This window comes from Bradyrhizobium sp. USDA 4541, assembly GCF_024171085.1.
In the GTDB taxonomy this organism is placed as follows: domain Bacteria; phylum Pseudomonadota; class Alphaproteobacteria; order Rhizobiales; family Xanthobacteraceae; genus Bradyrhizobium; species Bradyrhizobium australafricanum.
This window is the reverse complement of the sequence record NZ_JALJZF010000001.1, coordinates 5,311,226-5,333,947: the sequence shown is the minus strand read 5'-3', so window position 1 is coordinate 5,333,947 and position 22,722 is coordinate 5,311,226. Positions and strand designations below refer to the sequence as shown.

16 protein-coding genes and 1 pseudogene are annotated in these 22,722 nt (G+C 64.5%); 4 read left to right on the top strand and 13 right to left on the bottom strand.

The genetic code is table 11. The features are described 5' to 3' along the window. Positions 1 to 28: 28 nt before the first annotated feature. From J2R80_RS25165 to rplJ, 5 genes are all read right to left on the bottom strand, one after another. The gene (locus tag J2R80_RS25165) at positions 29 to 2,089 is read right to left on the bottom strand and encodes an FAD-dependent oxidoreductase (protein ID WP_253639628.1); all 2,061 of its coding nucleotides are present in this window, start codon (positions 2,087 to 2,089) and stop codon (positions 29 to 31) included. A gap of 180 nt (positions 2,090 to 2,269) precedes the next feature. Continuing rightward, positions 2,270 to 6,472, bottom strand: a complete 4,203-nt coding sequence (gene rpoC / locus J2R80_RS25160) for a DNA-directed RNA polymerase subunit beta' (RefSeq protein ID WP_057019552.1) — start codon at positions 6,470 to 6,472, stop codon at positions 2,270 to 2,272. 127 nt (positions 6,473 to 6,599) lie between these two features. Beyond that, positions 6,600 to 10,718 carry a DNA-directed RNA polymerase subunit beta gene (rpoB, locus tag J2R80_RS25155; RefSeq protein ID WP_057019553.1) on the bottom strand — a complete coding sequence of 1,373 codons (4,119 nt, stop codon included), beginning with the start codon at positions 10,716 to 10,718 and terminating at the stop codon, positions 6,600 to 6,602. A gap of 441 nt (positions 10,719 to 11,159) precedes the next feature. Then, positions 11,160 to 11,540: a 50S ribosomal protein L7/L12 gene (rplL, locus tag J2R80_RS25150; protein WP_028335453.1), complete on the bottom strand. Its 381-nt coding sequence runs from the start codon at positions 11,538 to 11,540 to the stop codon at positions 11,160 to 11,162. A 52-nt stretch (positions 11,541 to 11,592) separates the two neighbouring features. Further along, entirely contained in the window at positions 11,593 to 12,111 is a 519-nt protein-coding gene (gene rplJ, locus J2R80_RS25145; RefSeq protein WP_028335452.1) for a 50S ribosomal protein L10, read from the bottom strand. Positions 12,112 to 12,518: 407 nt separating this feature from the next. On the opposite strand from rplJ, the gene J2R80_RS25140 reads away from it, so the two are divergent. The 3 genes from J2R80_RS25140 to sigJ are packed head-to-tail and all read left to right on the top strand — an operon-like array spanning position 12,519 to position 14,506. Next, a complete protein-coding gene (locus J2R80_RS25140; protein ID WP_253639627.1) occupies positions 12,519 to 13,106 on the top strand; it encodes a hypothetical protein in 588 nt (195 codons plus the stop codon). Further along, entirely contained in the window at positions 13,099 to 13,644 is a 546-nt protein-coding gene (locus J2R80_RS25135) for a hypothetical protein (protein WP_253639626.1), read from the top strand. The genes J2R80_RS25140 and J2R80_RS25135 overlap by 8 nt, the downstream gene beginning before the upstream one ends. Continuing rightward, the gene (gene sigJ / locus J2R80_RS25130) at positions 13,622 to 14,506 is read left to right on the top strand and encodes an RNA polymerase sigma factor SigJ (RefSeq protein WP_253639625.1); all 885 of its coding nucleotides are present in this window, start codon (positions 13,622 to 13,624) and stop codon (positions 14,504 to 14,506) included. Before J2R80_RS25135 ends, sigJ begins: the two co-directional genes overlap by 23 nt. 8 nt (positions 14,507 to 14,514) lie before the next feature. On the opposite strand, the gene J2R80_RS25125 is transcribed toward sigJ, so the two are convergent. From J2R80_RS25125 to J2R80_RS25095, 7 genes and pseudogenes are all read right to left on the bottom strand, one after another. Next, positions 14,515 to 15,471, bottom strand: a complete 957-nt coding sequence (locus tag J2R80_RS25125) for a 2-hydroxyacid dehydrogenase (RefSeq protein WP_253639624.1) — start codon at positions 15,469 to 15,471, stop codon at positions 14,515 to 14,517. A gap of 154 nt (positions 15,472 to 15,625) precedes the next feature. Further along, positions 15,626 to 16,318 (bottom strand): 50S ribosomal protein L1, encoded by a 693-nt coding sequence (gene rplA / locus J2R80_RS25120; protein WP_018272150.1) that lies wholly within the window; start codon positions 16,316 to 16,318, stop codon positions 15,626 to 15,628. Between the two features lie 6 nt (positions 16,319 to 16,324). After that, positions 16,325 to 16,753, bottom strand: coding sequence for a 50S ribosomal protein L11 (rplK, locus tag J2R80_RS25115; protein WP_016840552.1), 429 nt, complete (start codon positions 16,751 to 16,753; stop codon positions 16,325 to 16,327). A 130-nt stretch (positions 16,754 to 16,883) separates the two neighbouring features. Further along, positions 16,884 to 17,417 carry a transcription termination/antitermination protein NusG gene (gene nusG / locus J2R80_RS25110; RefSeq protein WP_021081670.1) on the bottom strand — a complete coding sequence of 178 codons (534 nt, stop codon included), beginning with the start codon at positions 17,415 to 17,417 and terminating at the stop codon, positions 16,884 to 16,886. A gap of 20 nt (positions 17,418 to 17,437) precedes the next feature. Continuing rightward, positions 17,438 to 17,629: a preprotein translocase subunit SecE gene (gene secE / locus J2R80_RS25105; RefSeq protein WP_028335448.1), complete on the bottom strand. Its 192-nt coding sequence runs from the start codon at positions 17,627 to 17,629 to the stop codon at positions 17,438 to 17,440. A 336-nt stretch (positions 17,630 to 17,965) separates the two neighbouring features. Beyond that, entirely contained in the window at positions 17,966 to 19,033 is a 1,068-nt protein-coding gene (locus J2R80_RS25100; protein ID WP_253639623.1) for an ATP-binding protein, read from the bottom strand. Positions 19,034 to 19,297: 264 nt separating this feature from the next. Continuing rightward, a pseudogene (locus tag J2R80_RS25095) lies at positions 19,298 to 20,041 on the bottom strand (response regulator). Positions 20,042 to 20,245: 204 nt separating this feature from the next. Here J2R80_RS25095 and J2R80_RS25090 point away from each other — a divergent pair. Next, positions 20,246 to 21,079, top strand: a complete 834-nt coding sequence (locus J2R80_RS25090; RefSeq protein WP_253639622.1) for a DUF3313 domain-containing protein — start codon at positions 20,246 to 20,248, stop codon at positions 21,077 to 21,079. Between the two features lie 5 nt (positions 21,080 to 21,084). Here the strand turns inward: J2R80_RS25090 and J2R80_RS25085 are convergent, their stop codons facing one another. After that, positions 21,085 to 22,698 carry an acyl-CoA synthetase gene (locus J2R80_RS25085; protein ID WP_253639621.1) on the bottom strand — a complete coding sequence of 538 codons (1,614 nt, stop codon included), beginning with the start codon at positions 22,696 to 22,698 and terminating at the stop codon, positions 21,085 to 21,087. Between the last annotated feature and the right edge of the window lie 24 nt (positions 22,699 to 22,722).

Sequence of the window (22,722 nt, the reverse complement as noted above, 5' to 3'; positions counted from 1 at the left end):
TCGCGGCAAAAGCTTCCGGTCGGTCCCGCTAGTCGTCGAGGTCGGCTTCGACCTTGTCGAAGAAGGAATAGCGCAGGCTGTCGGAGTCGGCGTACCACTGCCCCGGCCCCTTGTTCGCGGCCAGCGTCAATGTCCACAGCGCATCGGTGCAGTCGCGGCGATGCATCGACAGGTCGAAGCCGTTGCCGAAGAACAATTCCGACCACTCCCACCAGGTGCCGAGCTTCTTCACCCCGCGCAGCAGGTCGTAGCGATCGATCACTGCCGCCGCCATGTCGGAGGTCACCGACGCGAACACGACGCCGGTCTTGACCACGCGGTTGAGCTCGCGCACCCCGCGCACGACCTGCTTCTCGCCAAGATGGCACAGCGAGGTCTCGAACACGAAGTCGAACTCGTTGGTCTTGAACGGCATGTCGGCGATCGAGCCGAGCTTGTTGTACTTCTTGAGCGCCTTCGGCGTCTTGCCGTGGATGTAGCGGTTGTTCTCGATGCCCCAGGCATCGATGCCACGTTCGCGCAGCGCGCCGACCAGTTCGCCGCTGGCGGAGCCGGCGATCAGCAGCTTGTAGCCCTTCGCCCTGCCCCAGACCGTCTTGATCAGGTCCGTCAGATAGGCCGGGTCGGTGAAGTTGCGCCAGACCTCGCTGTAGGGGCCGACGCCACGATAATTGTCGAAATAGCTGCGGTCGATCCTGTCGGACAGCGAGTTCTCGTCCTGCGCGCGGGTACGGCGCAGCCGCATCATCTCGGTGACGATGATGTCGGTCGCGGCATCGGAGGAATCGAGCAGTCCATTCAGCGTCGAATCGAACAGATAGTCGCCGACCACCACGATGCCGGGATGCTCCTTCGGCTCGGGCCGGTGGTTGGTCATGACGTCGCGCACCGGCAGGCCGCCCGGCAGCGCGTTGACCGACGACAGCCAGCGATGGATCTTGCCTTCCAGGAAATGCTCGCGCGCATCGCCGAGCGAGGCCGGCAGCGACTTCAACGCGGCATCGATCAGCTCCTGGTCGCTGAGATTGGCGAAGGCCAGCGCATCCGAGCCCGCGATCAGCCAGTTCAGCACGCCGTGCTTGCCGACATCGTGGCGCGCGCCCTCATTGTAGACGCAGCAGCCGCCGAACGCTTCCGACATGAACCAGGCGCCCGGGATCTTCTCGCCCCAGAACGGCTCGTCGAACAGGATCGAGACCCGCAGATAATGCGCGGGCCGGTCGAAATAGGCGACGTGCTTGACCATCGACTTGCGCAGCTGTTCGCCGTCCCAGCGCATGGTCGCGAGCCAGGAGTGCGGCAGGCAGACCAGCACGAGATCGAAGTCGCGCGTCTCCGGCCCCTTGCCGTTCATCATGTTGAGCTGGTAGCGGCCGCCAGCGGTCTTGCCGACCTTGAGCACACGATGGTTGAGCTGGATGTCGGCGCTGACTTCCGAGCGTAGACAATCGATCAGCTGCTCGTTGCCGTTCTGGATCGAATACAGGCCGATATAGCCGTCGACGTCCATCACGTAGTTCTTCAGCGCGTTGAGGCCGTTGGTGTTGTGGCTCTCGGTCGCGATGTCGGAACGCGCCATCACCTTGAAGAAACGCTTGGCGGTCGCGTCCTCGACCTCCTCGTCGAGGACCTGCTCGGCGGTCTTGTAGGCCCACGGGTGTTCGTTGTCGTGGGCGCCGACGCCCTCGTAATATTCGATCGGCGACACCAGGTCGCTGCAGCGCTTGCGGAACGCCTCGATCGCGGCCGCGGTCTTCGCCCCGTATTTGCGGCGCATGCCGGGAACGTCGGCAAGCAACTCGCCGTCGAGCTGCACCTGCTCGGCGTCCATCGGGATCGTCTGCAGGCCGAAATGCTGGATCAGCTCGCGCAGCGGGTCCGGCCCCGTCATCGAGTAATCATAGATCTCGGCGACGCCGGCCTCATACATCGCGGGCGCGGTGTCGAATTTGCGCGTGACGATCTTGCCGCCGAGGCGGTTCGACGCCTCGAAGATGGTAACGCGGCAGAGGTCGCCGAGTTTGCGCTTCAAATACCAGGCGCTCATCAGCCCCCCGGGGCCGCCGCCTACGATAGCCAAGTCGAGCATATGGATTCCGTCGTCTCCGGCGCGAGCCAAACAGCCGGTCTAAGTCATCCCAGCAAAGGCACTTTTTTGCCTGAAGGAAAGATGAACAAACTGCGTCCCTGCACCGCAGCAAGCAAAGAAAGCAGCAAAAAGGCCGGCTAAACGCCGGCCTTCTCGCCATACCCGTAGTCTTGCGGATGCCTATTCGGCGGGCGGCAGCGCCAGCGGCTCCGCTTCCGGAGCCGTCGGCACGATCGCCGCCTGCTGCTTCTCGCGCTCGTCGAGGATCAGCTTGTCGCGCTTGACCGCGACCTCGCGGATCCGCGCCATCGAGGCGCCGGTGCCGGCCGGGATCAGGCGGCCGACAATGACGTTCTCCTTGAGGCCCTCGAGCGGGTCCACCTTGCCGTTGACGGCAGCTTCGGTGAGCACGCGCGTGGTCTCCTGGAACGACGCCGCCGAGAAGAAGGAGCGGGTCTGCAGGCTCGCCTTGGTGATGCCGAGCAGAACCGGCGTACCCGTGGCGGGCTTCTTGCCCTCCTCCTTGGCCTTGGTGTTGAGCGCGTCGAACTCGATCTTGTCGACCTGCTCGCCCGAGATCATGTCGGTGTCGCCCTGATCGGTGACCTCGACCTTCTGCAGCATCTGACGGACAATCACCTCGATGTGCTTGTCGTTGATGAGCACGCCCTGCAACCGGTAGACCTCCTGGATTTCGTTGACCAGATAGGCAGCGAGCTCCTCGATGCCCTTGATCGCCAGGATGTCGTGCGGCGCCGGATTGCCTTCGACGATGAAATCGCCCTTTTCGACGATGTCGCCGTCCTGAAGGTGGATGTGCTTGCCCTTCGGGATCAGGTACTCGCGCGGCTCCTCGGTCTTGTCCATCGGCTCGATCGAGATGCGGCGCTTGTTCTTGTAGTCGCGGCCGAAGCGGATCGTTCCCGCGGTCTCCGCGATGATCGCCGCATCCTTCGGCTTGCGAGCCTCGAACAGTTCCGCCACCCGCGGCAGACCGCCGGTGATGTCACGCGTCTTGGCGCTCTCGGTCGAGATACGCGCCAGGATGTCGCCCGGCATCACCTTCCCGCCGGTGTCGACCGACAGAATGGCGTCGACCGACAGCATGTAGCGGGCATCGCCGCCACGCGCGAGCTTCATCACCTTGCCGTCCTTGCCCTTGACCACGATGGCCGGACGCAGGTCCGAACCGCCGCGCGTCGTGCGCCAGTCGATGACCACGCGCTTGGCGATACCGGTCGACTCGTCGAGCGTTTCCGAGATCGACTGTCCCTCGACCAGATCCTCGAAACCGATCGTGCCCTCGACCTCGCTCAGCACCGGGCGGGTATAGGGATCCCACTCGGCGATGCGCTGGCCGCGCTTGACCATATCGCCTTCGTCGACGTGCATCTTCGAACCGTACTGAATACGGTGGGTCGCACGCTCGGTGCCGTCGGCATCGACGATCGCAACGACCATGTTGCGCACCATCGCGATCAGGCTGCCTTCGCTGTTGCGGGCGATCGCCTTGTTCTTGATCACGATCTTGCCGTCGAAGTTCGATTCGACGAACGACTGCTCGTTGAGCTGGGCGGCGCCGCCGATGTGGAACGTGCGCATCGTCAGCTGCGTGCCGGGCTCACCGATCGATTGTGCCGCGATGACGCCGACGGCCTCACCGTGGTTGACCGGGGTGCCGCGGGCCAGGTCGCGGCCGTAGCACTTGGCGCAGATGCCGTTGATCAGCTCGCAGGTCAGCGCCGAGCGGATCTTCACTTCCTGGATGCCGGCCTGCTGGATCGCGTCGACGTGGCTCTCCTCCATCAAGGTGTCACGCTTGATGACGACCTCGTTGGTGGCGGGATCGCGCACGTCATCGCAGGCCACGCGGCCCAGGATGCGCGAGCCGAGCGAGGCGACCACGGTGCCGGCGTCGACGATGGCGCGCATCTTGATGCCGAGCGTGGTGCCGCAGTCGGTCTGCGTGATGATGCAGTCCTGCGCGACGTCGACCAGACGGCGGGTCAGGTAGCCCGAGTTCGCGGTCTTCAACGCGGTGTCCGCGAGGCCCTTGCGGGCGCCGTGGGTCGAGTTGAAGTACTCGAGCACCGACAGACCTTCCTTGAAGTTGGAAATGATCGGCGTCTCGATGATCTCGCCCGACGGCTTGGCCATCAGGCCGCGCATGCCGGCGAGCTGGCGCATCTGGGCCGGCGAACCACGCGCACCGGAGTGCGCCATCATGTAGATCGAGTTGATGTCGGCATCCGCGCCCGCCGCCGTCTTCTTGGTGGACGAGATCTCCTTCATCATCGCCTTGGCGACTTCTTCACCGGCCTTCGACCAGGCGTCGACGACCTTGTTGTACTTCTCGCCGTGGGTGATCAGGCCGTCATTGTACTGCTGCTCGAAATCCTTCGCCAGCGTACGGGTCTGATCGACGATCTTCCACTTCGACGCCGGCACGACCATGTCGTCCTTGCCGAACGAGATGCCCGCCTTGAAGGCGTTGTAGAAGCCGAGCGCCATGATTCGGTCGCAGAAGATCACCGTCTCCTTCTGACCGCAGTGCCGGTAGACCTGATCGATCACGCCGGAGATCTCGCGCTTGGTCATCAGCTTGTTGATGATGTCGTACGAGATCTTCGGGTTCTTCGGCAGCAGGTTGCCGAGCATGACGCGGCCCGCGGTGGTTTCGATCCAGCGCTTGGAGTGCTTGCCTTCCTCGTCGAGGCCTTCCCACCGGTACTTGATCTTGGTGTGGAGGTGGATGACCTTCGAATGCAGGGCGTGCTCGAGCTCGGCCATGTCGCCGAAGATCTTGCCCTCGCCGGGCAGGCCTTCGCGCATGATCGAGACGTAGTAGAGGCCGAGCACGATGTCCTGCGACGGCACGATGATCGGCTGGCCGTTCGCCGGATGCAGGATGTTGTTGGTCGACATCATCAGGACGCGCGCTTCCAGCTGCGCTTCGAGCGACAGCGGAACGTGCACGGCCATCTGGTCGCCGTCGAAGTCGGCGTTGAAGGCGGCGCAGACCAGCGGATGCAGCTGGATCGCCTTGCCCTCGATCAGCACCGGCTCGAACGCCTGGATGCCCAGGCGATGCAGCGTCGGCGCGCGGTTGAGCAGCACCGGATGCTCGCGGATCACCTCGTCGAGGATATCCCAGACCTCCGGACGCTCCTTCTCGACCAGCTTCTTGGCCTGCTTCACCGTGGTGGACAGACCCTTGGCGTCGAGCCGCGAGTAGATGAACGGCTTGAACAGCTCGAGCGCCATCTTCTTCGGCAGGCCGCACTGATGCAGGCGCAGCTCGGGACCGACCACGATCACCGAACGGCCGGAATAGTCGACGCGCTTGCCGAGCAGGTTCTGGCGGAACCGGCCCTGCTTGCCCTTCAGCATGTCGGCGAGCGACTTCAGCGGACGCTTGTTGGCGCCGGTGATGACGCGGCCGCGGCGGCCGTTGTCGAACAGTGCGTCGACGGCCTCCTGCAGCATGCGCTTTTCGTTGCGGATGATGATGTCGGGCGCACGCAGCTCCATCAGCCGCTTCAGGCGGTTGTTGCGGTTGATGACGCGGCGGTACAGGTCGTTGAGGTCCGAGGTCGCAAACCGGCCACCGTCGAGCGGCACCAGCGGACGCAGGTCCGGCGGAATCACCGGCACGACCGTCATGATCATCCATTCCGGCTTGTTGCCGGAAACGCGGAAAGCCTCGACGATCTTCAGACGCTTGGCGAGCTTCTTGTGCTTGATGTCGGAGTCGGTCTCCGCCATGTCGGCACGCAGCGTCGCCTCGAGCTTCTCGAGCTCGAGCCCCTTGAGCAGCTCGCGGATCGCCTCCGCGCCGATCATGGCGGTGAAGGAATCCTGGCCGTACTCGTCCTGCGCCTTCAGATACTCGTCTTCCGACAGCAGCTGACGGTCCTTCAGCGCGGTGAGACCCGGCTCGAGCACGACGTAGTATTCGAAGTACAGGATCCGCTCGAGATCCTTCAGCGTCATGTCGAGCAGGAGGCCGATGCGCGAGGGCAGCGACTTCAGGAACCAGATGTGGGCGACCGGCGCCGCCAGCTCGATATGGCCCATGCGCTCGCGCCGGACGCGCGACAGCGTCACCTCGACCGAGCACTTCTCGCAGATGATGCCCTTGTACTTCATCCGCTTGTACTTGCCGCACAAGCACTCGTAGTCCTTGATCGGCCCGAAGATGCGCGCGCAGAACAGGCCGTCACGCTCCGGCTTGAAGGTGCGGTAGTTGATGGTCTCCGGCTTCTTGATCTCGCCGTAGGACCAGGACAGAATCTTCTCCGGAGACGCGATCGAAATCCGGATCTGGTCGAAGACCTGGGCCGGGGTCGTCGGATTGAAAAGATTCATAATCTCTTGATTCATGGTCTTCTCCTCGCGTGCCGATCGTCACCGGCAGCAAATTCGAAACTTTTATTCAGCGCGCGCCCCGCCCAACGTCCGAGCGGAGTGCGAAGGCCCGGCGCGTTTGGCGCCGGGCATGATCACAGCGTTACTCGGCCGCTTCCGACGTCGACGCCGGTCCCACCTTGGAATTGTGCAGGTCGACGTTGAGGCCGAGCGAGCGCATTTCCTTGACCAGCACGTTGAACGATTCCGGAATACCGGCCTCGAAGGTGTCGTCGCCGCGCACGATCGCCTCGTACACCTTGGTACGGCCGGCGACGTCGTCCGACTTCACGGTCAGCATCTCCTGCAGCGTGTAGGCGGCGCCGTAGGCTTCCAGCGCCCAGACCTCCATTTCGCCGAAGCGCTGGCCGCCGAACTGCGCCTTGCCGCCCAGCGGCTGCTGGGTGACGAGCGAGTACGGACCGATCGAACGCGCGTGGATCTTGTCGTCCACGAGATGGTGCAGCTTGAGCATGTAGATGTAGCCCATCGTCACCTTACGATCGAACTGATCGCCGGTACGGCCGTCATAAACGGTCGACTGGCCGGAGGCGTCGAAGCCCGCGAGCTTCAGCATCTCCTCGATGTCGGCTTCCTTGGCGCCGTCGAACACCGGCGTTGCGATCGGCACGCCGTGGCTCAGATTGCGGCCGAGTTCGACCAGCTCGTTGTCGTTCAGCGACTTGATGGTTTCATCCTCGCCGTAGATCTTCTTCAGGGTCTCGCGCAGCGGCTTGAGATCCTGCTTGTGATAATAGGCGTCGATGGTCTGCCCGATGCGCTTGCCGAGGCCGGCGCAGGCCCAACCGAGATGGGTCTCAAGGATCTGACCGACGTTCATGCGCGAAGGCACGCCGAGCGGATTGAGCACGATGTCGGCGTGCGTTCCGTCCTCGAGGAACGGCATGTCCTCGATCGGCACGATCTTCGACACCACACCCTTATTGCCGTGACGGCCGGCCATCTTGTCGCCGGGCTGGATCTTGCGCTTCACCGCGACGAAGACCTTGACCATCTTCATCACGCCGGGCGGCAGCTCGTCGCCACGCTGCAGCTTCTCGACCTTGTCGAGGAAGCGCTGCTCGAGGCCCTTCTTCGACTCGTCGTACTGCTTCCGCATGGCCTCGATCTCGGCCATCAGCTTGTCGTTCGGCGAGGCGAACAGCCACCACTGCGACTTCGGATACTCGTCGAGCACCGCGCGGGTGATCTTGGTATCCTTCTTGAAGCCCTTCGGGCCGGCGATGCCCTGGCGGTTCTCCAGCAGCTCGGCGAGGCGGTTGTAGACGTTGCGGTCCAGGATCGCCTGCTCGTCGTCGCGGTCCTTGGCCAGACGCTCGATCTCCTCGCGCTCGATCGCCAGCGCACGCTCGTCCTTGTCGACGCCGTGGCGGTTGAACACGCGGACTTCCACGATGGTGCCCTGCACGCCCGGAGGCACGCGCAGCGAGGTGTCGCGGACGTCGGAGGCCTTCTCGCCGAAGATGGCGCGCAGCAGCTTCTCTTCCGGCGTCATCGGGCTCTCGCCCTTCGGCGTGATCTTGCCGACCAGGATGTCGCCAGCGCGGACTTCCGCACCGATGTAGACGATACCGGCTTCGTCGAGGTTCTTCAGCGCTTCTTCCGAGACGTTCGGGATGTCGCGGGTGATTTCCTCAGGACCGAGCTTGGTGTCGCGGGCCATCACCTCGAACTCTTCGATGTGAATCGAGGTGAAGACGTCGTCCTTCACGATCCGCTCGGAGAGCAGGATCGAGTCTTCGAAGTTGTAGCCGTTCCACGGCATGAACGCGACCAGCACGTTGCGGCCGAGCGCGAGCTCGCCGAGATCGGTCGACGGACCGTCGGCGATGATGTCGCCCTTCTTGACGATGTCGCCGACCTTCACCAGCGGACGCTGGTTGATGCAGGTCGACTGGTTGGAGCGCTGGTACTTCATCAGCCGGTAGATATCGACGCCCGACTTGGTCGGATCGAGATCCTCGGTGGCGCGGATCACGACGCGGGTGGCGTCGATCTGGTCGATCACGCCGGAGCGGCGCGCGGCAATCGCCGCGCCCGAGTCACGGGCGACCACGCCTTCCATGCCGGTGCCGACGAACGGCGCCTCGGCGCGAACCAGCGGCACCGCCTGGCGCTGCATGTTCGAGCCCATCAGCGCGCGGTTGGCGTCGTCGTTCTCGAGGAACGGGATCAGCGCCGCGGCGACCGAAACCAGCTGCTTCGGCGACACGTCCATGTAGTCGACCTTGTCCGGCGTCACCGGCAGCACTTCGCCGGCGTGACGGCAGACCACGAGGTCGTCGGTGAAGCGGCCCTTGGCATCGAGCGGCACGTTGGCCTGCGCGACGCGGTAGCGGCCCTCTTCCATCGCCGACAGATAGATCACCTCGTCGGTGACCCGGCCGTCCTTGATCTTGCGATAGGGCGTCTCGACAAAGCCGTACTTGTTGACGCGCGCGAACGTCGCCAGCGAGTTGATCAGGCCGATGTTCGGACCTTCCGGCGTCTCGATCGGGCAGATGCGGCCGTAATGCGTCGGATGCACGTCGCGGACTTCGAAGCCGGCGCGCTCGCGGGTCAGGCCGCCCGGGCCAAGCGCCGACAGGCGCCGCTTGTGGGTGATCTCCGACAGCGGGTTGGTCTGGTCCATGAACTGCGACAGCTGCGAGGAGCCGAAGAACTCGCGCACCGCGGCAGCCGCGGGCTTGGCGTTGATCAGGTCCTGCGGCATCACGGTGTCGATATCGACGCTCGACATGCGCTCCTTGATCGCGCGCTCCATGCGGAGCAGGCCGATCCGGTACTGGTTCTCCATGAGCTCGCCGACCGAGCGCACCCGGCGGTTGCCAAGGTGGTCGATGTCGTCGATCTCGCCCTTGCCGTCGCGCAGGTCGACCAGCGTCTTGATGACCGCCAGGATGTCTTCCTTGCGCAGCGTGCGATGGGTATCGGGCGCATCGAGCTCGAGGCGCATGTTCATCTTGACGCGGCCGACCGCGGAGAGGTCGTAGCGCTCGGCGTCGAAGAACAGCGACTGGAACATCGCCTGCGCCGAATCCAGCGTCGGCGGCTCGCCCGGACGCATCACCCGGTAGATGTCGAACAGCGCGTCCTCGCGCGTCATGTTCTTGTCGGCAGACAGCGTGTTGCGGATGTAGGCGCCGACATTGACGTGGTCGATGTCGAGCAGCGGCAGGTCCTTGTAACCCTGCTCGTTCAGCACCTTGAGCGACTTCTCGGTGATCTCCTCGCCGGCTTCGGCGTAGATCTCACCGGTCTTTGGATTGACGAGATCCTCGGCGAGATAGTTGCCGACGAGCTCCTCGTCCGACATGCGCAGCGCCTTCAGGCCCTTCTCCTGAAGCTGGCGCGCCTGGCGCACGGTCAGCTTCTTGCCGGCCTCGAGCACCACCTTGCCGGTGTCGGCGTCGATCAGGTCGTTGACGGTCGAATAGCCGCGGAAGCGGTTGGCATCGAACGGCACGCGCCATCCGTCCTTGGTCCGCTTGTAGGTGATCTTCTTGTAGAAGGTCGACAGGATCTGCTCGCCGTCGAGACCGAGCGCGTACATCAGCGAGGTCACGGGCAGCTTGCGGCGGCGGTCGATGCGCGCGAACACGATGTCCTTGGCGTCGAACTCGATGTCGAGCCAGGAACCGCGATACGGAATCACGCGCGCGGCAAACAGCAGCTTGCCGGACGAATGGGTCTTGCCCTTGTCGTGGTCGAAGAACACGCCCGGCGAACGGTGCATCTGCGAGACGATGACGCGCTCGGTGCCGTTGACGACGAAGGTGCCGTTCATCGTCATGAGCGGGATATCGCCCATGTAGACGTCCTGCTCCTTGATGTCCTTCACCGACTTGGCGCCGGTTTCCTCGTCGATATCGAACACGATGAGGCGCAGCGTCACCTTGAGCGGCGCAGCGAAGGTCATGCCGCGCTGGCGGCACTCGTCGACGTCATATTTCGGCTGTTCGAACTCGTAGCGGACGAATTCGAGCATCGAGGTGCCGGAGAAATCCGAGATCGGGAACACCGAGCGGAACACCGCCTGCAGGCCCTCGTCGAGCCGACCGCCGGTCGGCTCGTCGACCATCAGGAACTGGTCATAGGACGCCTTCTGAACCTCGATGAGGTTCGGCATCTCGGCGACTTCCTTGATGTGACCGAAAAACTTGCGTACGCGTTTGCGACCGGTGAATGTCTGCTGCGCCATCGTGGCCTCTCATTTTCGTCGCCTTTGTGGGGCGAACCTTCCGGGAGCGACTGCCATCGGCCCCGGGTTGAATTTCGAATCGTCTCGAAGGAACGAAGCGCAAAGTCAGGAATTAAATCCCCGTCCCGGCCCCGACCACCTCCAAAACGCAAAACAACGCGCGGGGCGCATCACTGCACCCGCTCGTCCAAACGCTCCGCTTTACGGACTGAAAAAGCCCGAAATCTGACTGTCTCCCAACGGCTTCCGCCGAGGACCCTGCCGTCCCCGCCGCCTACCGTGTTTTTCCGCTGCCAACCCGATATGGGATGGCAATAAAGGAGATTCGAGGGTTAAGTCCACGGATCCCCACACTTTTTTGTGTCCGGCGCGCCACGCGACAACCTGTCGCACGCCGTTTGCATGGCCCGGGAGCGCCCTGCGGCGCTCCCGGATCGCGCATTACTTGAGCTCGACCTTGGCGCCAGCCTTCTCGAGCTGGGCCTTGATCTTGTCGGCTTCTTCCTTGTTGACGCCTTCCTTGACGGGCTTCGGAGCGCCTTCGACGAGGTCCTTGGCTTCCTTCAGGCCCAGGCCGGTGATGGCGCGGACTTCCTTGATGACTTCGATCTTCTTGTCGCCGGCCCCAGCCAGCACGACGGTGAAGTCGGTCTTCTCTTCAGCCGGAGCAGCGGCACCGCCACCACCAGCAGCCGGGCCGGCAACCGCAACGGCGGCAGCGGCGGACACGCCCCACTTTTCTTCGAGGAGCTTGGCGAGTTCGGCCGCTTCGAGCACGGTGAGGCTCGAGAGGTCGTCGACGATTTTCTGCAAGTCAGCCATTGTTCAGTTCCTTAAACGTTTGGTTCGAACCAGGTTTGAGATTAGCGAAGGGTCAGGCCGCTTCGCCCTTTGAGGCATGAGCCTGAATGACGCGTGCGAGCTTGGCCGCGGGCGCGTTGGAGAGCTGAGCAAGCTTGGTCGCCGGCGCCACGAGGAGGCCAACGATCTTGCCGCGCAGTTCGTCGAGCGACGGCAGTGAGGCAAGCGCCTTCACGCTGTCGACATTCAGGACGGTTTTACCCATCGAGCCGCCGAGGATGACGAACTTCTCGTTCGCCTTGGCGAATTCGATGGCAACCTTTGGCGCCGCAACCGGATCGTTCGAAGTAGCGATCACGGTCGGTCCCTTCAGCAGGGAGCCGATGGCAGCGACGTCAGTGCCTTCAAGAGCAATTTTGGCGAGACGGTTCTTCGAGACCTTCACCGACGCGCCCGCCTGCTTCATCTGCATGCGCAGCTTCTGCATCTGGGCCACGGTGAGGCCGGAATAGTGAGCAACGATCGCAACCGACGTGGTCTTGAAGACCTCGTTAAGTTGTTCGACCGACTCTTTTTTTGCCGCTCGTTCCACAGCAAGCTCTTTCCGGTTGGCGGCCTTTCCGCGAAGGCAGGACCGCCGGGTTGCACCCATCGTCCCGCCCTAAACCTGATCCTTGGGGCGCAAGACCCTTCGGACATGCCGGGCAAGACGACATCTAGAAGCCTGCCCTCCCAGAGCCTTGCGGCCATGGGCTGTCGAGGTTCGAACCAAACCAGCCTCCCGGCCGCGAACTGATCGCGACGTGGAGTGCAAAATCCGGTCTTCACCCGTCTATGCAGGCCATGCGATTAAGCCGTTGAAAACACGAAGCTCTCGCGGGCGCCTGCAGTCTTGGACAGGATCGAGGCACTTCAGCACGCTGAAGGCCCCTGCTCTCATTCCTCTGAAGGCGATGGGTCTCCTTCCTTTCGAGCATCCTTGCGGGCATGCGGAAAGGAATGATCTCCTATCATCACAGGTTTTCGGATTGCGAGCACGGACATGCCAGCAAGTGCCAGCACGCCCGGAAGGCGCTATGTAGCCCGTCCTGCCCTGCTTGCCAAGGGCAAATTTCAGACCAGTTCGGCGATCTGCCCGGCCCAGCGAAAAATTTCTTCCCCGAGGCGTCACGCTCCAATGCCGTCGCTCGTCTGGCGCTGGAGGCTCGCATGAAACGATGGATTGCAGGAATTCTCGCCCTCTTCAACCTCGCCAATGGGCTGGTGATGCTGTCGGCCGGTTCCCTCTGGTGGTCGCTCGTGCCCCGCGCAGCCGATACCGGTCCGTTCAACCCTCATTTGGTCCAGGACGTCGGCATTGCCTTCATCGCGGCCGGGCTCGGCCTGGCGGCGCGAGCCTTGTGGCCGGCCTGGTGGCCGGCAGCGGTCGCGGGCGCCGCGTTCCTGGCCGGCCACGGCCTGCTGCATCTCGTGATGATCGCCGGCGGCCACGACCACCATGCCGCATCCGATCTGGTGGCGGTCGTCCTGCCGGCGGCGCTCGCCCTCTATTCCGCCCTGCCAAATCAAGGAGAACGACATGCGTAGCTTCATCGCGCGCCGCATGCTGCGCGCCTATTCCAGGCGCTACGGCTACGACACCACCTATCTCGAGATCATGCTGAAGGAATCGCCCGCCGCGTTCTTCAAATTCGCCGGCGCGATGAAGGCCGCCGCCTACCGCGCGGTCGCGCCGGTTGAGGCCTTCTATGCCGCCAAGCTGACCGGCGCGCTGGCGGAAGATTGCGGTCCCTGTGCGCAACTGGTCGTGGACATGGCGATCGGAGCGGAAATGGCGGAACAGCAGGTCACCGCCGTGCTCCGTCGTGACGTTGCCGCCATGACCGCGGACACCGCGCTCGGCTTCCACTTCGCCGACGCCATCGTGCAGCGCTCGACCGACGATGACGCCTGCCGCGACGCCGTTCGCGCGCGCTGGGGCGAAAAAGGCGTGATCGAGCTCGCCATGGCCCTACAAATCGGCCGGATATTCCCCATGATGAAGCTGGCGCTGGGATATGCCAGGGAGTGTCGCCGCGTGACCGTGGCCGGCCATCAGATCGATGTCATCAAGCAGGCTGCCTGAGCGCGACCCGCTGGCGCCGTATCGGGCGCGGCTGACCGGGCTTGCCTATCGCATGCTCGGTAGCCGCGGCGATGCCGACGATGTGGTCCAGGACGCCTGGCTGCGGTTCGCCGCGGTCGACGACGTTCGCAATCCCGAGGCGTTCCTCGTCACGGTGGTGACCCGGCTTTGTCTTGACCGGCTGAAGAGCGCCCGCGCCCAGCGCGAGGTCTATGTCGGTGCCTGGTTGCCCGAGCCGGTGTTCGACGAGGCGCTGTCGGCCGAGGCGGCGACCGAACTCGCCGACGATCTCTCCTTCGCGCTGATGCTGGCGCTCGACGCCCTGACGCCGCTCGAGCGCGCCGCGTTCCTGCTGCACGACGTGTTCGACCGGCCGTTCGCGGAAGTCGCCCGCACCCTCGAGCGCAGCGAGGCGGCCTGCCGGCAGCTCGCCGCGCGCGCCCGCCGATCGGTCCGCGACAACCGCCCTGTTCCCGCCGAGCCGCCCGAAGGCCACGCACGGCTGCTGACGGCATTCTGCAAGGCCGCGGCCAGCGGCGACGTCTCCGCCCTCGCCAACCTGCTGCGCGAGGATGCCATCGCGATCACCGACGGCGGCGGCCGCAAGCTGGCGGCGCTGAAGCCGATCAAGGGGGCAGAGAAGATCGTCCGCTTCATCATCGGTATCGCCGGCAAGAACGCCGGCAGCGAGGTTCGCGTCGAACCGATGATGGTCAATGGCAGCGCGGGCGCGCTGATCTTCCTCGATGGCGAAGTCGACCACACACTGAGCATGGCGATCGAGGGCGAGACCGGCCGGATCGCGGCGATCTACATCGTCCGCAACCCGGACAAGCTGCGCCACGCGCCGCGCCGGAGCTGAAGCTCCGGTCAGGCCGCCGTCGCCACCGGATAGGCGAGCGGCTTGCCGGCAAAGAACGCGTCGAGATTGGCCAGCACGCAATCCTGCATGGCGACGTGCGATTCCAGCGTGTGGCCGCCGAGATGCGGCGACAGCACCACGTTCGGCAACGCCGTCAGCGCATCGGGCGCATGCGGCTCCCTCGCGAACACGTCGAGGCCGGCACCGGCGATCACGCCGTCGGTCAACGCTGCGACCAGCGCCTTCTCGTCGATGACCGAGCCGCGCGCGATGTTGACGACGAACCCGTCGCTGCCGAGCCGGCGCAGGATGTCGGCATTGACCGCATGCTCGGTCTCGGCGCCGGCGCGGACGGCCACCAGCAGCACGCTGCACCAATCGGCGAGCGCTTCCAGCGTCGGAAAGGATTGATAGGGCACGTCGTGCTTCGAGCGGCTGAAATAGCCGACCTCGGTCTCGAAGGCCGCGACGCGGGCGGCGATCTTGCGGCCGATCTCGCCCATGCCGTAGACGCCGACCTTGCGGCCGCGCATGCCGGCCTGCGGCCGCATCATCGGCGACGGCTTTGCACCGGCCCAGTCGCCGCTCCGCACGTAATTGTCAGCCACCAGCAACCGCCGCACCGACGCCAGCATCAAGGTCACCGCCGTGTCGGCGACGGAGGCCGCATTGGCCCCCGGGCTGTGGCCGACCGCGATGCCGCGCCTGGCGGCAGCGGCGAGATCGACGCCGTCATAGCCGGTGCCGTAGCAGACGATCGCGGCGAGCTTCGGCAGCATGTCGATGGCCTCCGCGCCGAGCGCGGTGCCGCCCGCGGTGATCATGGCGCGGATATCGGCGAGCTCGGCCGCCGGGAACGCTTCGTCCAATCGTTTGCCCGCCGCATTCAGCAGCTCATAGCGCTCGCCGAAGCGGATCAGCTGGGCCTTGGGAAAGCGTGAATAGACCAGGACCTTATCGGGCATTGTTGTTCTTTCTTGCGAGAGGCTTCAGATCTTGTCTTGGCGCGTTTTTTTCACGCGAACCGGTAGCCACTTCGCTCGAAAACGCTTTGGCAAAACAAAGGGCGGAACCGGTTGCCCGGTCCCGCCCCTCTTTATCTCGTCACGGCCAGAGACCTCAGCCGAGGATCGTGCCCGGCTCGACCTTCACGCCCGGGCCCATGGTGGAGGAAACCGCCACGCGCTGGATGTAGGTGCCCTTGGAACCCGCCGGCTTCGCCTTGGAGACCGCGTCCGCAAGCGCCTTGACGTTCTCGACCAGCTTGTCCTCGGAGAACGAGGCCTTGCCGATGCCGGCCTGCACGATGCCGGCCTTCTCGACGCGGAACTCGACCGAGCCGCCCTTGGCGCCCTTCACGGCGTTGGTGACGTCCATGGTCACGGTGCCGATCTTCGGGTTCGGCATCATGCCGCGCGGACCGAGCACCTTACCGAGGCGGCCGACCAGGGGCATCATGTCGGGCGTGGCGATACAACGATCGAAATCGATCGCGCCGCCCTGCACCTTCTCGACCAGGTCTTCCGCACCGACGACGTCAGCACCGGCGGCCTTGGCTTCCTCAGCCTTGGCGCCGCGCGCGAACACGCCGACACGAAGCGTACGGCCGGTTCCGTTCGGCAGGTTGACGACGCCGCGGACCATCTGGTCGGCGTGGCGCGGGTCGACGCCGAGATTGATCGCGATCTCGATCGTCTCGTCGAACTTCGACTTGGCGCGCTCCTTGACCATCTTGATGGCATCCGCGAGCGGATAGAGCTTCTCGCGATCGACGCCCTCGCGGGCCTTCTTCAAACGCTTTCCGATTGACATGGCCCGTTACCCCGCAACTTCCAGACCCATCGAACGGGCAGAGCCCTCGACCATCTTCATGGCCGATTCGATGGTGTCGCAATTCAAGTCCTTCATCTTCTTCTCGGCGATCTCGCGCACTTGCGCCTTGGTCACCTGGCCGGCCTTGTCACGGCCCGGCGCCTTCGATCCGGACTGGATCTTGGCGGCCTGCTTGAGGAAGTAGGACATCGGAGGGGTCTTCATCTCGAAGGTGAAGGACCGGTCCGCATAGATGGTGATGATCACCGGGATCGGGGTGTTCTTCTCTTCCTTCTGGGTCTGCGCGTTGAACGCCTTGCAGAACTCCATGATGTTGAGACCGCGCTGACCAAGCGCGGGGCCGATCGGGGGCGAAGGATTCGCCGCACCGGCCGGGACCTGAAGCTTCAGGTATCCGGTCACTTTCTTTGCCATTTATCACTCCTGTTGTGCCGGACGTGCCGGCGGTTTCAGGTTCCGTGGTTCGGTTGAAGGGGCTGGCGACCGCCTCCTCCCTCCCACGGCCTCTCGACTTGACGCGAGGCAGATACCCCGCGCCGTCCGGTCAGACCACCTTTTCGACCTGACCGAATTCCAGTTCCACGGGCGTCGCGCGGCCGAAGATCGACACCGCGACCTTGACGCGCGAGCGCGCCTCGTCGATTTCTTCCACCACGCCGGAGAACGAAGCGAACGGGCCGTCGGCCACGCGTACGTTCTCCCCGATCTCGAACGACACCGACGCCTTCGGACGCTCCACGCCCTCCTGCACCTGGTGCAGGATCCGCATCGCCTCCGCTTCCGAGATCGGCATCGGCTTGTTTTCCGCGCCGAGGAAGCCGGTCACCTTCGGGGTGTTCTTGATCAGATGGAACGCCTCGTCGGTCAGCTTCATCTTCACCAGTACATAGCCCGGGAAGAACTTGCGCTCGGCGTCGATCTTGCGGCCGCGGCGCACCTCTGTGACCTTCTCGGTCGGCACTAGAATCTGCTCGAACAGTTCTTCCAGCCCACGCTGCTTGGCCTGCTCGCGGATCGATTCCTGAACCTTCTTCTCGAAGTTCGAATAGGCGTGGACGATGTACCAGCGCTTGTCCATCAATTGAGTTCCCATGCTCATCAGTGGATGCCCAGTATCAGGGTAATCAGATAGCGGATGATCTGATCTGCGGCGAAGAAGAAGACTGAGGCCAGCGCCACCATCACGAACACCATGATGGTGGTGATGGTCGTCTCGCGGCGCGTCGGCCAGGTGACCTTGGCGGTCTCCGAGCGCACTTCCTGCAGGAATTTGAACGGGCTGAAAGCCATCGTGAGATCCGCGTCCGTCTCCGGACGATTGCAACGTTTCAAGGAATCCGAACAGCCGACCTTGCGGACCCAGCCCTCGTTTGGAAGGTTGAGCCGATAAACGAGCTCGAATGTTCGGGGAATTAGGCCGCGCCGGATATCCGCCATCAAAGCGGGCCGGCTGCGAGTGGCGAGTATCTACTGCGAGACCGGCCAAACGTCAAGGTCGGCGGGGTCGGGTCCGGCTCCCGCCCGGTTCGGGCAAATCGGGCATTGGTCTCTCCAAATCAAGGGCTTAGCCGGCGCCCTGCGATCCCCTGGCGTCCTGGCGGGATCAGCGTCGTTCGTCTCGCCCCTCTAGGCCAGGCCGGGTTTTGGCGGCAGCAGCATCGATACGAGCAGTCCGCTCGGCTCCCGCAGGCTCAACGCGATGCTGCCGCCATGGCGCTTGGCGATATCCTGCGCGATCGATAGTCCCAGCCCGAAGCCCCCCTCCTGCCGGGCGCTGTCGGCCTTGAAGAAGGGCTCGAACACCTTGTCGTGCAGCGCAGGTGGGATGCCCGGACCGTCATCCGCCACCTCGATCTCGATGTGGCCAGCCTCCATGGGGCGAAGCGTCACCGCGACCTTGCTGCCGTGCTTGACCGCATTCTCCACGATTTTGGTGGCGGCGCGCGACAGCGCGCGGGGCCGGCAGGCATAAGGCAGACGCGCCGGCCCGGCATAGGATACCGCGTGGCCCATGTCGGCGAAGTCCGAACAGATGGTCTGCAGGAAGCTCGGCAGGTCGATGAACGACGCCGCCTCCGAGCGGGCATCCTCGCGCAGATACTCCAGGGTCTCGTTGATCATGCGCGTCATCTTGGCGATATCGCCCAGCATCGCCGGGCGCAGGGTGTCGTCGCCGACGCGCTCGGTGCGCAGCCTGAGCCGGGTCAGCGGCGTCCGCAGGTCATGACTGATGGCGGCGAGCATGCGGGTGCGGTCGTCGAGCAGCGCTGCGATACGTGTGCGCATGTCGTTCAGCGCGTCGGCGACCTGGGCGATCTCGAGCGGACCGCGCCGGCGCAACACCTCGGGAGCCCGCGGCGAGCGGCCGAACGAGGTCGCGGCACGCGCGACATCGGCCAGCGGCGCGATCACCCAACGCACCGCATAGACCGACAGCAGCAGCATCGAGATCAGCACGATGATCGTGCCCCCGGCCAGCGGGCGGAGCAAAGTGGACCAAAGGCCGCCTTTGACCGCAACGTCGGCCATCAGCGCGTGGCCATCGTCGAGTCTCACGATCACCTGTGACGACGAGCCTGCGGGATGGCGCAGATCCTCCATCAATTCAATTCGGGGCTCGGCAGCCACTTGCCGGAACGCTCGCATGGAAAACGACCGCGTCTCTGCGGCTGTTCGAGGCACCAGTTCGCCCAAGGCGACGCGCCTGACGTCGAGACCGCCGCGCCTGGCTGCGGCCAGCAGTTCATCCGCGTCTGCCGGCGTCTTCGTGGAACGCACAAGCTGCGTGATCTCCGCGACCCGCCCGGCAAGAAACTTCTGCGTGTCGGTGATCGAGGGAGAATCGAATGAAAATGATGGTCACCGCCGCGAGCGTGATGCCGATCAGTTCCGAGAGCGCGAAGAGGCTCATGAGTTGCGCAGCGACGCTGCGCGGCATCAGCCGCTGCGCCCATCCCATCATATCTGCTCGACCGCAGGCGTGAAGAGGTAGCCGCCGAGCCGCACCGTCTTGATCATCGAGCGGTCCTTCGGATCCGGTTCGATCTTCTGCCTGATGCGGCTGATATGAACGTCGACGCTGCGCTCGACTGAGGCGATCAGGCCGCCGAAGGCCTGCTCGATCAATTGCTCGCGTGACAGCACCTGCCCAGGATGCGGCAGAACGCCAGCAGCAGATCGAACTCGGCGCCGGTCAGCGTGATCCGGACGCCCGCGGGGTCATGCAGCTCACGGGTGGTGGGGTTGATGCGCCATCCGGCAAAGGTCAGCGGACGCGGCCGTGACCGCGACGTGGCGCCGCTCTCGACGCGGCGCAGCAGCGCCCGGATGCGGGCGACCAGTTCGCGCGAATTGAACGGCTTGGTGACGTAGTCATCGGCACCGAGCTCGAGGCCGAGGATGCGGTCGATGTCCTCGCCCCGCGCGGTGAGCATGATGATCGGAATCGAAGACGACATGCGCAGGCGCCGGCAGATGCTCAGCCCATCCTCGCCCGGCAGCATCACGTCGAGTACGACGAGATCAAAGCTCTCGCGCTTGCAGCGCATCCATCTCCACGGCCGAGCCGACCAGCACCGGTCGGAAGCCGTTGTCCTCAAGCACCTCGGCCAGCATGCGCGCGATATCGGCATCGTCCTCGACGCAGAGGATGCGTGCGTTGGTGACGGGGAAAGCCACGAGGTCGTATTCCAGGATTTGCATCACGGCATTTTAGAGGCCTCGGCCCCGGATGCGCAGTGCGCAAATATAGCGTTTTGTTAAGCCTGCACGGCCAAATGTGGCTCAAATAGGTCGCGCGGTTTCGCGAGCTACATCTGACTTAATATCTCTTAATCCCGACCCCGGCGGCCCTGCTCTATCGTGACCTTCGATCGTTCGTGGGATGAGCGGTCGTTCGAGGGGTACATGAGAATCGAATTTCTGCCGGGCGCTGCGGTTCTGGTGGCGTTGTTGTCGGGCTGTGCCAGCGCACCGATGACGCGGGGCGGGTCATTGGCATCCTACGACAATCTCACGCCGTCCGACGGAGTGCTGGCGAAATCGCTGGTTCGCGTCAACAAGGACGAGGTCCTCGCTGCGAAGACGGTGCGGATCGTCCCGACGACCTTCTCGCAGGCAGCGTCGCCGACGCTGTCCCAGGAGCAGCGGCACCTGGTGGCCAACGCGATCGATCGTTCGCTGTGCGTCGGCCTGAGCGAGCGCCTTCAGGTCGTTCGTCCCGATCAGCCTGCGGATTTGTCCGTGCACGCGCTTGTCACCCAGGCGGCGCCCACCGACGAGGTCGCGGCGGGCACTTCCAAGGTGGTCAGCTTCCTGCCGAGCGCGTTCGGCGCAGGCGTGCCGGTGCCGGTGCCGCGGTTGCCGGTCGGGCTTGGCAGCTTGACCGTCGAAGCCGAGGTGCGCGATCAGGTCAGCCGCCAGCAGGCGGCGATGATCTGGGCCCGCGGGGCGAATTCGTTCACCAACTCACCGATGGTCTCGAGCGCCGGTGACGCCTACGATCTCGCCCCTTCCTTCAGCGACGACTTCAGCAAGCTCGTCGTCACCGGCGCGACGCCATTCGGAAAGGCGCCGGAGCCGCCATCGTTCGACAAGATTGGCGCAACGTTCGGCGGCAAGCCGAAATACGCGGCCTGCGAGGCGTTCGGCCGCAGTCCCGGCCTGGTCGGAATGGCCGCCGGCAAGCTTGGCTTGCCGCCGGAATGGTCGGACAACGCGCCGGCGACAGCTGGCCAATAGACAGCCTAGCCGGCGAAGCTCTTCTGCACCGCCTGATCGAGCGTGGCGCCACCGACATAGCGCTGGCGCAGCTCGCGCTTGAGCAGCTTGCCGCTCGGATTCTTCGGCAAGGCATCCACGAAGATGACCTGCTTCGGCACCTTGAAATGGGCCATCGACGCCGCGCAATGCTTGATGACCGCCTCGGCCTCGAGGCTCGCGCCGGCCTTGACCACGACGATCGCGGTCACCGCCTCGATCCAGCGCGGATCTGGCAGCCCGACCACCGCGACCTCCGACACCGAAGGCAGCCGGTAGATCATCTCCTCGACCTCGCGGCTCGCGACATTCTCGCCGCCGCTCTTGATCATGTCCTTCACCCGATCGACGACGGTGACGTAGCCGTCGGCATCGACGGTCGCGAGGTCGCCGGAATGAAACCAGCCGCCGGCGAACGCGGCCGCGGTCTTGACCGGATCGTTGTAATAGCCGGACAACAGATGCGGCGAGCGGTGCACGATCTCGCCGACCTCCGCGACCTCGACGTCGGTCATATCGGGCCTGACCACCCGCGTCTCGACATTGATCGCGGGCTTGCCGGCCGAGCCCGCCTTCGGCAGCTGGTCCTCCGGCGAAAGCACGGTCGCGAGCGGCGCGATCTCGGTCTGGCCGTAGAAATTCCAGAACTTCACCTCGGGCAGCCGGCGCTGCAATTCGAGCAGCACCTCGACCGGCATGATCGAGGCGCCGTAATAGCCCTTGCGCAGGGTCGACAGGTCGGTGCGGTCGAACGCGCCCGAGCGCAGCATCGCGATCCAGATCGTCGGCGGCGCGAAGAACGAATTGATCTTGTGGGCCGCGATCAGCGCCAGGACATTGTCGGGCACCGGCTTGCCGGTAATGAGGCTGGTGGCGCCGAGATAGATCGCGGGCCCGAGGAAAACGTCGAGCTGCGCGCAGTGATAGAGCGGCAGCGCGTGCAGCACCGTGTCGTCGGTCACCATGCCGCCGTCGATGATGCAGCTGACATACTGCCACATGACGGCTTCGTGGGTGAGGATCGCGCCCTTCGGCAGCGACTCGGTGCCGCTGGTGTAGATGACCTGCGCGGGATCTCGGCTGTCCACCGATGCCTCCGGCGCCGACGCGTCGCCGTGCAACAGGCTGTCGAACGTCGTGATGCCGTTGGGCGCGGTGGCCGGATCCTCGCCGGGCAGCCAGACCAGGGTCTCGACCGCCGAGCCCTTGGCGGCCGCAGCGTGCGCCGTCTTCACGAAATCGGGGCCGACCGCGAGCAGCTTGGCGCCGGAATTGGCGAGGATGAAATTGATCTCGTCCGGATTGAGCATGAAGTTGATCGGCACCAGGATGGCGCCGATCCGGGCCACCGCAAAGCGTAGCGCGGCGAAGCCGTGCGAGTTGCGCGACAGCACCGCGACGCGATCGCCCTTCGCAACGCCGAGCGCGAGCAAGCCGCGGCCGAGCCGATTGCAGATCGCGTCCATCTCCGCAAAGCTCCAGCTCACCTCGCCGCAGATCAGCGCGGTCTTGCCGGGGTAGCGCTTCGCCGACCGGCGCAGCAGATCGCCGATGCTGTGCCCGCGGGCGCGCTGGATGGTTGCTGCGATGTCTCCGCTCATTTGTCCCTCCTGAATGTGCTTGTT

Coding starts and splice junctions, on each gene's coding strand:
- J2R80_RS25165 (WP_253639628.1), bottom strand. CDS start 2,089: ATGCTCGACTTGGCTATCGTAGGCGGCGGCCCCGGGGGGCTGATGAGC.
- rpoC (WP_057019552.1), bottom strand. CDS start 6,472: ATGAATCAAGAGATTATGAATCTTTTCAATCCGACGACCCCGGCCCAG.
- rpoB (WP_057019553.1), bottom strand. CDS start 10,718: ATGGCGCAGCAGACATTCACCGGTCGCAAACGCGTACGCAAGTTTTTC.
- rplL (WP_028335453.1), bottom strand. CDS start 11,540: ATGGCTGACTTGCAGAAAATCGTCGACGACCTCTCGAGCCTCACCGTG.
- J2R80_RS25140 (WP_253639627.1), top strand. CDS start 12,519: ATGATCTCCTATCATCACAGGTTTTCGGATTGCGAGCACGGACATGCC.
- J2R80_RS25135 (WP_253639626.1), top strand. CDS start 13,099: ATGCGTAGCTTCATCGCGCGCCGCATGCTGCGCGCCTATTCCAGGCGC.
- sigJ (WP_253639625.1), top strand. CDS start 13,622: ATGTCATCAAGCAGGCTGCCTGAGCGCGACCCGCTGGCGCCGTATCGG.
- J2R80_RS25125 (WP_253639624.1), bottom strand. CDS start 15,471: ATGCCCGATAAGGTCCTGGTCTATTCACGCTTTCCCAAGGCCCAGCTG.
- rplA (WP_018272150.1), bottom strand. CDS start 16,318: ATGTCAATCGGAAAGCGTTTGAAGAAGGCCCGCGAGGGCGTCGATCGC.
- rplK (WP_016840552.1), bottom strand. CDS start 16,753: ATGGCAAAGAAAGTGACCGGATACCTGAAGCTTCAGGTCCCGGCCGGT.
- nusG (WP_021081670.1), bottom strand. CDS start 17,417: ATGGACAAGCGCTGGTACATCGTCCACGCCTATTCGAACTTCGAGAAG.
- secE (WP_028335448.1), bottom strand. CDS start 17,629: ATGGCTTTCAGCCCGTTCAAATTCCTGCAGGAAGTGCGCTCGGAGACC.
- J2R80_RS25090 (WP_253639622.1), top strand. CDS start 20,246: ATGAGAATCGAATTTCTGCCGGGCGCTGCGGTTCTGGTGGCGTTGTTG.
- J2R80_RS25085 (WP_253639621.1), bottom strand. CDS start 22,698: ATGAGCGGAGACATCGCAGCAACCATCCAGCGCGCCCGCGGGCACAGC.